At 65.7% G+C, this 10,443-nt stretch carries 9 protein-coding genes; 2 read left to right on the top strand and 7 right to left on the bottom strand.

What is annotated here, in order from left to right; translation table 11 throughout:
* Positions 1–134 precede the first annotated feature (134 nt).
* Positions 135–1,499, bottom strand: coding sequence for an aminotransferase (locus tag ACXAG6_RS17160; RefSeq protein WP_475339054.1), 1,365 nt, complete (start codon positions 1,497–1,499; stop codon positions 135–137).
* A gap of 100 nt (positions 1,500–1,599) precedes the next feature.
* On the opposite strand from ACXAG6_RS17160, the gene ACXAG6_RS17155 reads away from it, so the two are divergent.
* Both ACXAG6_RS17155 and ACXAG6_RS17150 read left to right on the top strand, forming a co-directional pair.
* Positions 1,600–2,565 (top strand): LysR family transcriptional regulator, encoded by a 966-nt coding sequence (locus ACXAG6_RS17155; protein WP_475339053.1) that lies wholly within the window; start codon positions 1,600–1,602, stop codon positions 2,563–2,565.
* A 136-nt stretch (positions 2,566–2,701) separates the two neighbouring features.
* Positions 2,702–3,223 carry a hypothetical protein gene (locus ACXAG6_RS17150; protein ID WP_475339052.1) on the top strand — a complete coding sequence of 174 codons (522 nt, stop codon included), beginning with the start codon at positions 2,702–2,704 and terminating at the stop codon, positions 3,221–3,223.
* Between the two features lie 99 nt (positions 3,224–3,322).
* Here the strand turns inward: ACXAG6_RS17150 and ACXAG6_RS17145 are convergent, their stop codons facing one another.
* The 6 genes from ACXAG6_RS17145 to ACXAG6_RS17120 form a co-directional block, all read right to left on the bottom strand.
* Entirely contained in the window at positions 3,323–4,507 is a 1,185-nt protein-coding gene (locus tag ACXAG6_RS17145) for a DegT/DnrJ/EryC1/StrS family aminotransferase (protein WP_475339050.1), read from the bottom strand.
* Positions 4,508–4,761: 254 nt separating this feature from the next.
* A complete protein-coding gene (locus tag ACXAG6_RS17140; protein ID WP_475339049.1) occupies positions 4,762–6,069 on the bottom strand; it encodes an NAD(P)/FAD-dependent oxidoreductase in 1,308 nt (435 codons plus the stop codon).
* Positions 6,066–7,421 (bottom strand): glutamine synthetase family protein, encoded by a 1,356-nt coding sequence (locus ACXAG6_RS17135; protein ID WP_475339048.1) that lies wholly within the window; start codon positions 7,419–7,421, stop codon positions 6,066–6,068. The genes ACXAG6_RS17140 and ACXAG6_RS17135 overlap by 4 nt, the downstream gene beginning before the upstream one ends.
* Positions 7,418–8,113: a type 1 glutamine amidotransferase gene (locus ACXAG6_RS17130; protein ID WP_475339047.1), complete on the bottom strand. Its 696-nt coding sequence runs from the start codon at positions 8,111–8,113 to the stop codon at positions 7,418–7,420. Before ACXAG6_RS17130 ends, ACXAG6_RS17135 begins: the two co-directional genes overlap by 4 nt.
* Positions 8,114–8,252: 139 nt before the next feature.
* Positions 8,253–9,557, bottom strand: coding sequence for a glutamine synthetase family protein (locus ACXAG6_RS17125; protein ID WP_475339045.1), 1,305 nt, complete (start codon positions 9,555–9,557; stop codon positions 8,253–8,255).
* Positions 9,554–10,360: an ABC transporter permease gene (locus ACXAG6_RS17120; protein WP_475339044.1), complete on the bottom strand. Its 807-nt coding sequence runs from the start codon at positions 10,358–10,360 to the stop codon at positions 9,554–9,556. Before ACXAG6_RS17120 ends, ACXAG6_RS17125 begins: the two co-directional genes overlap by 4 nt.
* Positions 10,361–10,443 lie beyond the last annotated feature (83 nt).

Raw genomic sequence — 10,443 nt, 5'->3', positions numbered from 1 at the left:
CCCCCCCCCCCCCTCCCCCCCCCCCCCCCCCCCCCCCCCCCCCCCCCCCCCCCCCCCCCCCCCCCCCCCCCCCCCCCCCCCCCCCCCCCACTAATGGTCGCGGCGGGGGGCGGCCCCCCCCTCAATCCGCCGGCTCAGGCGACCTCGGCAAAAACTTTGCCAAGCGCCCCTTCCAACTTCTCGAACATCTCCGCCATCTGCCCCTCGGTCATGATGAACGGCGGGCAGAGCACAATGCTTTGGCCCAGCGGGCGGCAGATCAGCCCCTCATCCGTACAGGCATTCGCAATCCGCTCGCTGACCGAGAGCGACCCGTCGAACGGCCGCTTCGTCTCCTTGTCGGCCACCGCCTCAAGCGCCCCCATCATCCCGCGCCCTCGCACCTCACCGATGTTGGCATTCTCCCCGATCCGGGCCATCTCGGCATCAAACAGCGGCGTCAGCTCGCGCACCCGCTCGATCAGACCTTCGTTCAGGATCACGTCGATCGCCTTCAGCGCAATCGCGCAACCCACCGGATGCCCGCTTGCCGTGAACCCGTGCGGAAACTCCTCGATTGCCTCGCATGCCGCCTGCACCCGGTCGGCCAGTTCTGGCCCGAGGATCACCGCCCCCATCGGGAAGAACCCTGCCGTCAGCGCCTTCGAACTGATAATAGCATCTGGCGTGAACCCGTAGCTGTCACAGCCCCAAACCTCGCCCGTGCGTCCGAACCCGCAAATCACCTCATCCGAGATCAGCGGTATCCCGTGCCGCTTCAACACCGTCTGAATCGCCTGGAAATACCCCTCAGGCGCCGGGATCACCCCGCCAGCCCCCAGCACCGGCTCCGCGAAGAAGCCTGCAATCGTATCGGCCCCCTCGCGCGCGATCACATCCTCAAGCTCAGCCGCCAACCGCGCCACAAACTCCGCCTCGCTCTCCCCCTCGCGCCCCTCGCGCCAGTAATGCGGGCAGGTGAGGTGCAAGAATCCCTCCAGCGGCAGCCCGAAGACTTCGTTGTAAGGCTTGCCCGTCATCGACGCGCTCACCGCCGTCACCCCGTGATAGGCACCTTTCCGGGTCAGGATCTTGCGGCGCTGCGGCTGTCCCTCGGCCCCGGCAAGGAACCAGAGCATCTTGACCATCGTGTCATTCGCCTCGCTCCCCGAGTTGGTGTAAAACACCCGCCCCCGGTCAAACGGCGACACCTCCACCAGCTTCTCCGAGAGCATCACCGTCTGGTCGCTCATCCGGCCAAAGAAGGCGTGATACCCCGGAAACCGCGCATAGGCCTCCTGCGCCGCCTGCGTCAGCCCGGGGTGGTCGAAGCCCGCCACCATGTTCCACAGCCCCGAGTTGCCATCGAGATAGCGCCGCCCATGCACGTCCACCACATAGGGGCCTTCTCCATGTGTCAGCACCACCGTGCCCCGGTCGTGGATCGTGGGCAGATCGGTGAAGCCATAGAGGGTAGCGGCCTCTGCGCGGGCCTCCCAGCTTTGCGCGAAATGTGTCATGGGGTCTCCGAAACTTGGGTGGTGTTGCCGCGACCCTGACCCAGTTGCACGCCCTTCGCAATGGTCATAGCGTGCGGCCCATCCAAGGAGCCTCTGCCCCATGCCTGACAAGACTGGCCGCATCACACTCTGGCAGGTCGAGGTCTTCCTCGCCACCGCCGAGGAGGGGGCCGTTTCGGCAGCGGCGCGGCGGCTCGGGGCCTCGGCCTCCGCCGTCTCGCAGCAGCTCACCTCGCTGGAGGCCGCCCTCGGCACACCGCTGATGGATCGTTCCACCCGCCCCGTGGCCCTCACGCCTGCAGGGGAGTCGTTGAAACGGCGGGCGCAGAACATCCTCAACGAGGCGGCAGCGGCGCGGGCCGAGATTGCAGGCGGCGACATGTCCGCCCTCACCTCGCTGCGGCTCGGGATGATCGAGGACTTCGACGCAGACGTCACACCCCGCCTGCTCAGCTCCATGGCCGGCGATCTCTCCGCCTGCCAGTTCCTGCTGGAAACCGGGGCCTCCCACCACCTCTTCAACCTGCTCGATGCCCGCACGCTCGATGTGGTTGTGGCCGCCGACATCGGAGCCGCCACTGATTGGATGGAGGTGCACCCGCTGCTGACCGAGCCGTTCGTGGTCGCCGCGCCCCCTGGCGCGGTCGATGCGGGTGGAGACGTGGCCGCGCAGCTGCAAAAGCTCCCGCTCATCCAATACACCCAGCGCCACCTGATGGGCCGCACCATCGCCGACCATCTGGCCCGGCAAAACCTGCGCCTCACCCATCGCTTCGAGCTGGATAGCTACCACGCCATTCTGGCGCTGGTGGCCGATGGCGCGGGCTGGACAATCCTGACCCCGCTGGCGCTCAGCCGCGCCCACCGGTTTCAGCACAGCGCCGATATCCTGCCGCTGCCCTTCGCGCCGCTTGCCCGCACCATTTCTCTGAACGCCCGCGCAGGCGTCCTCTCCACCATGCCTGCGCGCATGGCCACCAAGCTGCGCCCGCTGATCGACGAGTTGGTGGTGCGCCCCTCGGTCGAGCGGCACCCATGGCTCGCGGGCGATCTGAAGCTGCTGTAACCCGCGCCACCGGCCCCGATGAATGCATTTGTCACCCGCGCAGGACTCCTCTGGCCCCGCCGATCCTGCTAGCCTGCCTCTATTGATCGAATGCATTCGCCCGGTTCGGGCACAACGAATTCCTCAGGAGGCCTTTATGGCAACGCTCAACGTTCACGGCCACGCGCATGGCAGCAAGTCCGAAACCTACACCGGCGGACGGGTCATCCACTACAATGCCTTCCCGCAAAACCACCACGCCCTGCCAAAGATCCGCAACGCGATGCGGATCATGGACGAACTGGCCCGGCTGCCCGCGACCGACCAGTGCAACCTGCACTTCAAGGGGCTTGCGCTGGGCAAGACCCTCACCCAGCTCTGGCTCCACGGCGGCATCTTCATCAACCATTCGCCAGATAATCCCAGCCCCTACACGGCCGATACCCACTCTAACAATGTCGACATCGCGTTTCATGAAGCGGCGCTGCTCACGAGCAATCACTGGGTTCTGGCTGCCACGCTCTGCCATGAGCTGGCGCATTGTGGCGGGGCACCCGCAGGCACCCATGACGCAGAACGCGCGGTGCATGAGTGCCGCTTTGGCCCGGATCACTACAACCCCGGCTTTCTTGGCTTCAACGACAGCGTGCACCGACCACGCAAGTTTGTAGTGGCCTGAGACCGGGCCTAACCGCCTTGGCCGGCCCCGCGTTGCGCCAGTCCCAAAGCAAAAGCGCCACTCGCGAGGATGGCGCTTTTCAAACTGTCAGGGCCGGTTTCACTCCGCAGCAATCGTGCCCTTGGCCTGCTGCGCTGCGCCCACCAGCGCGGCAGAGATGTAATCCAGCTCGGCGTCGGTCAGACGGGCAGGCAGGCGCACATCGCAGGCCCGCATCAGAATCGCCCGGGTTTGTGGCAGCTCCGGCAGATCGCCAAGGAACTGCCAGTTCCAGAAGGCCCGCGCGTTGTCTTCGCTCATCCCGAACACCTGCACCTTTACGCCCTGCGCCGCGGCGGTGGCGGTGAACTCATCCACCTCGGCATCGCTCATGCCCATGAGGTTGAACTGGATCGAATCCGGCGCACGCAGCTCGCCCTCCAGCGGCGCGGGCACCTCCAGCCATGTGCTCATGTTCAGCGCCTCGGCCACCCGGTCGTGCCCGGCGCGGCCATCGCGCACCCGGCGGGCCACTTCGGGCAGCTGCGGGCGGATGACGGCGGCAGAGAGGTTCTGCATCCGCATGTTGTAGAGCGGCAGGCGGTTTTGCCACGTGCGGTAATGCGTCTCCAACCCCATGTTCTTCTTCCAGGCGTGCTCATAGGCGCCGCTCATGATCACCGCGCGCGCCACCAGCTCGGCGTCATCGGTAATCAGAATGCCACCTTCACCCGCGTTCACCAGCTTGTAGCTCTGGAACGAGAAACAGCCGATCTTGCCGATGGTGCCGATCTTGCGGCCCTTCCAGACGGTGCCCAGCGAGTGGGCGGCGTCTTCCACCACCGGAATACCGGCGGCATCCGCCAGCGCCATGATCGCATCCATGTCCGAGGTGTGGCCGCGCATGTGGCTGATGAGCACGGCATCGACGCCGGGCAGCTTGTCCGCGAAATCATCCATGTCGACGCGGTAATTCGTGCCCACTTCGCAAAGCACAGCCTCGCAATCGGCGTGGACCACGGCGGAGGGGACGGCGGCGAAGGTAAAGGCCGGGATCAGCACCTTGGCCCCGCGCGGCAGGTCAAGCGCCTTCAGCGACAGGAACAGCGCGGCAGAGCAGGAGGAAACGGCCAGCGCGTATTTTGCGCCCATCAGCTCGGCAAACTCATGCTCCAGAATGGCAACGGGCGCGTTTTCGGGCGCGGTGTAACGAAACAGGTCGCCGCTTTGAAGCAGCCGGTCAATCTCGGCGCGGGCGGCCTCGGGGATCGGCTCGGCGTCATAGACGTTGGGGGCCACGGTCATGCTCTGCTCTCCTGTTTCAGCTTTCCTGAAATGCTCTTTCAGGAATTGTGTAGCTGAAAAGGGGCGACCGCCCAAGTGAATTTTCGATAACAGACTCGTGGGTGGGAAGATGTTCTGCCAGACGCCGGGCAGCGCTGTCCCGGGGGGCGGGACGGCGCTGCCCGGTGCCTTAAGGCGTGCATCGGGCAGGCTCTGCGCCATACCCTTGCAAATCACCCCAACCTCACAGCCCGAACAATCTGCACGTCACCGGCTCAAACCCCGAGCCGGTCGCGCATCGCATACCACATCATCGCCGCCGTGGTGATCGGGGTGCGCAGCAGCGGTCCGCCGGGGAAGGGCGGGGCAGGGAGCCTCGCCATCAGGTCGAAATCGCCGGTATCGCCCCCCACCGCGCGGGCCATAATCTCGCCCGCCTTGGTGGCCAGCGCCACCCCGTGCCCGGAGTAGCCCCCGGCGGCCATCACCCCCGGCGCAACCCGCATGAACAGCGGCACCCGCTTCACCGTGATCCCCAGCGTGCCGCCCCAGCCGTGGGTGATCTTCACGCCACGCAACTGCGGAAGCACCTGCTCCAGAGGCTTCCTCACCTTGGCGGCGATATCGGCCGGGAACCTGTAGCCATAGCTCTCGCCGCCCCCGAAGATCAGCCGCCCGTCCCCCGACAAACGGAAGTAGTTGATCACAAACTTGCTGTCCGCCACCGCCACGTTCTTCGGCATCACCTCCGCCGCCCGGTCGCCCAGCGGCTCGGTCGCCACAACGTAGTTGTTGATCGGCATGACGCGGGCCTGCATCTTCGGCGCCAGCCCCTCCATGTAGCCATTGCAGCCAAGGATCACCTGATCCGCAATCACCCGACCCCGATCCGTGGCCACCAGAACCTGCCCGCCCTCGGGCGCGATCCGGTGCACCTCGCTCATCTCATGCAACTGCGCCCCGGCGGCCTCGGCCCCCCGCGCGAGGCCAAACGCATAGGCCAGCGGATGAATATGCCCCGCGACCCAATCCACCACGCCGCCCTTATACGCCTCCGTGCTGACAAAGCCGCGCACCCCGGCCTCGTCGAGCACCTCCTGATGCTCGTAGCCGTATTCGCTCCGCAGATAGGCCGAATAACCCGCCGCCTCCTCGGCCTCCTTGGCCTGCCAGAAGGAATGCAGCACACCCGGCTGCCAATCGGCCTCGGGCGCCAACTCGTCCACCAGCGCCCGCACCAGCGCGACCGCCTCCAGCCCGATCCGCCAATAGCCCTCTGCCGCCGCGCGGCCCAGCTTTGCCTCCAGCGCGTCCTGATGCATGTTCAGCCCCGGCGCGACCTGCCCGCCATTGCGCCCCGATGCGCCCCAGCCCACCCGCTGCGCCTCGACCAGCACCACCTTCGCCCCGGCCCGCGCCAGATGCAGCGCCGCCGACAGCCCGGTAAAGCCACCGCCCACCACGGCCACGTCGGCGCGCACCTCACCCTTGAGCATGGGGTAGGGGCCGGGGGCCTCGGCGCTGGCGGCATACCAGCTTGCGGTATGTTCACCGCGCTTTCCGTTGGCGTAGAGCAGCCTCATACGTTCAGCAGCAGGTGCTCACGCTCCCATGGTGAGATCACCTGCATGAAACCCTTGTATTCCAACCGTTTGACCGCAAGGTAAACCTCGGCAAAGGCCTCGCCCAGCACCTCTTTCAGCGCCGAGTCGGCATCAAACAGCTCCAGCGCCTCGCCCAGCGTGGTGGGCACCTCCGCCTCTGCCGTATAGGCCTCCGAGGTGGCTTCGGCACGCGGCTCCATCTTTTCGCGCAGGCCCAGCAGCCCGCAGGCCAGCGAGGCGGCGATGCCGAGGTAGGGGTTGCAATCCATCCCCGGCAGCCGGTTCTCGATCCGCCGCGCCTCGGGGCCGCTGACCGGCACGCGCAGGCCCGTAGTGCGGTTGTCGCGGCCCCATTCGAGGTTGATCGGCGCGGAGTAGTCCGGCACGTAACGGCGATAGCTGTTGACGTAGGGCGCGATCACCGCAATCGCGGCAGGCATGTAGCGTTGCAGCCCGCTGATGAAGTGGCCGAACGCCTCGCTCTCCGAGCCATCCGCGTTGGAAAAGATATTCTCCCCCGTTTTCGCATTTACCACCGAATGATGAATGTGCATCGCGCTGCCCGGCTCGTTCTGAATGGGCTTGGCCATGAAGGTGGCGTAGCACTCATGCCGCAGGGCGGCCTCGCGGATCATCCGCTTGAAATAGAAGATTTCGTCGGCCAGCAACACCGGGTCGCCGTGGCGCATGTTCATCTCGATCTGGCCCGCGCCGCCCTCCTGCAAGATGCCGTCGATCTCAAAGCCCATGGCCTCGGCAAAATCATAGATGTCGTCGATCACCGTGCCGTATTCGTCGATCGCGGCCATGCTATAGGCCTGCCGCGCTGCCGCCCGCCGGCCGGTGCGGCCCATTGGCGGCTCTATCTCATGACCGGGGTCCACATTGGGGGCCACGAGGTAAAACTCCATCTCCGGCGCAACCACCGGCGTCAGCCCCATCTCCTCGTAGAGCGCCACCACCTTCTTCAGCACGTTGCGCGGCGCCACCGGCACCGGGTTACCCTGCTGGTCGTTGATGTCGTGGATCACCTGCAGGGTAATGTCCGCCGTCCACGGCGCAGCGGTGGCGGTGGCGAAGTCGGGGGTCAGCACCATGTCGGGCTCGGTGAAGGGCTGGTCTGTCAGATCGGCCCATTCGCCGGTGATGGTCTGCTGGAAGATCGAGTTCGGCAGGTAGAAGTGGCTCTGGCGGGCAAACTTGCTGGCCGGGGCCGCCTTGCCCCGTGCCACGCCTGCGAGGTCGCCCACGATGCACTCCACCTCATCCAGCCTGCGGCCCTCCAGATAGGCCTGCGCGGCCTCGGGGATCTGATCTCTGAAATCGCTCATTCCGAGCTCTCCTGCCACCCGCGCTTCGCCTTGAAGAAATCCGCGATGTCATTGCCCAGCCGGGCGTTGTCCACCGGCGCATCCAGCGCCTTCTGCGCATAGGCCAGCCGCGCCTCGGGCACGGCGGCACCGCGCACGTTGATGAGCCCCTGCATCATTTCGCGGCCAAACTCCGGATGCGCCTGCACCGTCAGGATGCGGTCGCCATACATCAGCGCCGCATGGTCGCAAAACTTGTTGGCCGAAATCGTGCTGGCCTCCTTGGGCGGCTCGATCACCTGATCCTGATGCCAGGCATTCAGCGCCACCACCTCGTTGCCCCAAGTATATTCCATTCGGCCCACGCCCCAGCCCTTGTCGCTCTTGGCGACCTTGCCCCCAAGCGCCTGCGCGATGATCTGGTGGCCAAAGCAGATGCCGACCATCGGCTTGGGCGCGAGGTAGATCGCCCGGATAATCTGCTCCAGCGGCTCAATCCACGGGTGATCCTCATACACCCCGTAGCGCGAGCCGGTGATCAGCCAGCCATCGGCGGCGTCGATCGAATTGGGAAACTCCATGTCGCAGACCGCCCAATTGGCGAACTCAAAGCCATGGCCCGCCAGCAGCTTCTCGAACATGGCCGGGTAGTTGCCCACATGGGGTTGAAGCTCGGGCGGGCAGTGGCCGCATTGCAGGATACCGATGAGCATGGGGGCCTCCTTGTGGCTTGGGCTGACGGTATTCCTCGGCGCAGGGGGCTGCAAGCGGTGTCGGTGCCCGCTCATCCGCCCTTCGAGGCGTCTTCGCAGGTGCGAGGCGTGCGCCGAAGGCGCCAACGAGCTGGCCTGCCTATACTGTCTCCAGACAAAGCAACACCAGATCGTCCCGCAGCATCCCCTCACAACGGCGCAACTCCTGCCGCTTGGTCCGGGTGAAACAGTCGATCAGCCGTGGGTGGAAGATATCCGCCACCTCCGGGCTCTCGTCAAAGGCATCAATCGCGCTTGCCCAGTCGGTCGGCAACTCCGGCAACTCCTGCTCATAGGCATTGCCCTTGATCGGCTCGGGCGGCATCGCGCCCGCCTCCATGCCGTTCATCGCGGCCCCCAACACGGCAGCCAGATGCAGAAACGGGTTGGCATCGCCCCCCGCAACCCGGTGCTCGATCCGCCGTGCCTTGCCCGGCCCGGCAGGGATGCGGATCGCCGCCGTGCGGTTCTCATAGGCCCAACTCGCCTGCACCGGCGCATGGGCCCCGGGCACGAGGCGCTCGTAGCTGTTGGCGTGAGGTGCGAAGATCAGCATCGAAGAGGGCAGGGCGGTCAGGCACCCGGCCACCGCACTTCGCAGCAGGTCATTGCCCTGCTCGGAGCCATCATCGAACACGTTGCGACCCGCTTCATCCAGCACCGAGAAGTGCACATGCAGCCCGTTGCCGGTGTCATCCTCAAACGGCTTGGCCATGAAGCTCGCCGCCATGTCATGTCGCCGCGCCAGCCCCCTAGCCAGCTGCTTGAACGCCCATGCGCTCTCGGCGGCCCGGCCTGCCTCTTCATGGGTTAGCGACAGTTCAAACTGCCCCACACCGGCCTCCGAAATCGCCGCCTCGGCCGGAATGCCCATGACCTCGCAGCCATCATAGAGATCGGTGAAAAAGTCGTCGAAGGCATCGAGCCCGAGGAGCGAGTTCACATCCGCCCGCTTGATCCGCCGCCCGGTGCGCGGGCTGATCGGCGCGCTCAGCGTGCCATCCACATCGTCGATTAGGTGAAACTCCATCTCGAAGGCCGCCTCAACCCGCCAGCCCTTGGCCTCATACCGCTCCAGCACCCGGCTCAGCGCCCGCTGCGGGCAGCCCTCGAAAGGCTCGCCGCTCTGCAGATGCATCCGCATCAGCCAGAGCGCCGAGGGCCTGTCGATCCACGGCAGGGCGAGCGGGCCGCGCGGGGAGGGGCGCAACACACCGTCCCGGTCGCCGCTCTTGAACACCAGCGGGCTGTCTTCAATGTCTTCGCCCCAGAGGTCGACGTTGAGCACGCTCAGCGGCAGCCGCGCCACTCCGCTCTCCAGCTTCTCGGCATAGCTCGCAGGCACCCGCTTGCCCCGCGCCTGACCGTTCAGGTCCACGGCGCCAAACCGTATCGTCTCGCTCATCGGATCAACTGCGGCCTCAGCTTGAACTTCGCCCTGCGCTCCTGCGGCAAATGCCGGTTAAGACGCCGCCCGATCACCGTGTAGACCCCGATGATGCAAAGCGTCAGCAGGATGAAATAGAAGGCGAGGATTGGGTAGGGGATGAAGGGGTTGAAGGTTTTGTCAGCAAAGTAGCTGGCATAATAGAGCGCGTCCCCCGCCTGCTGGCGCGCCGGGAAGCCGCTGAAAAACACCAGCGTCGTTGTGTGAAACAGAAAGATCGCCTCGTTGGTGTAGGCCGGCCACCCCAGCCGCAGCATCGTGGGGAAGGTGATGCGCCGAAACCTGTGCCAGCCGCTCAGCCCATAGGCATCCGCCGCCTCGATATCGCCCTTCGGGATCGAGCGCAGCGCGCCATAGAAGATCTCGCCCGAATAAGCCGACGTGTTGAGGAACAGCACAATCACCGCCCCGAGCCAGGCCGAGGTGAAGGCATCGAAGAAGGCATATTGGCTCTTCAGCGACAGGAAGGCGAAATAGGCAAAGAAGCACTGGATGAAGAAGGGCGTGCCCCGGAACAGCAGGATGAACCACTCGGCAGGCTTGCGCAGCCACGGGTTGGCCGAGGCCTTGCCAAGCGCCACCACGATGGCAAGGAAAAACCCCGAACACAGCGCCATGATCCCGAAGTAGATGTTCCAGAACAGCCCCGAGCCGATCAGCACGAAATGCTGGCAAAGCGTAAAGTCCGAGCGCGGCAGTAGCCGTTCCCCGTAGCCCAGCGAGCGGAAGGCGTAGTCGGCGATGGTTTCTGCGCAACTCATACCCGGGGCCTCCGCAAGAGGCACCGCGTGCGCGAAAGCGGTCGCGCAGCGACTGCGTGCGGCACCCATTTGAAGTTTGAGCG

It is taken from the genome of Vannielia sp. ABF1_015, from assembly GCF_056160745.1.
This window is presented reverse-complemented; position numbering and strand designations above follow the sequence as displayed.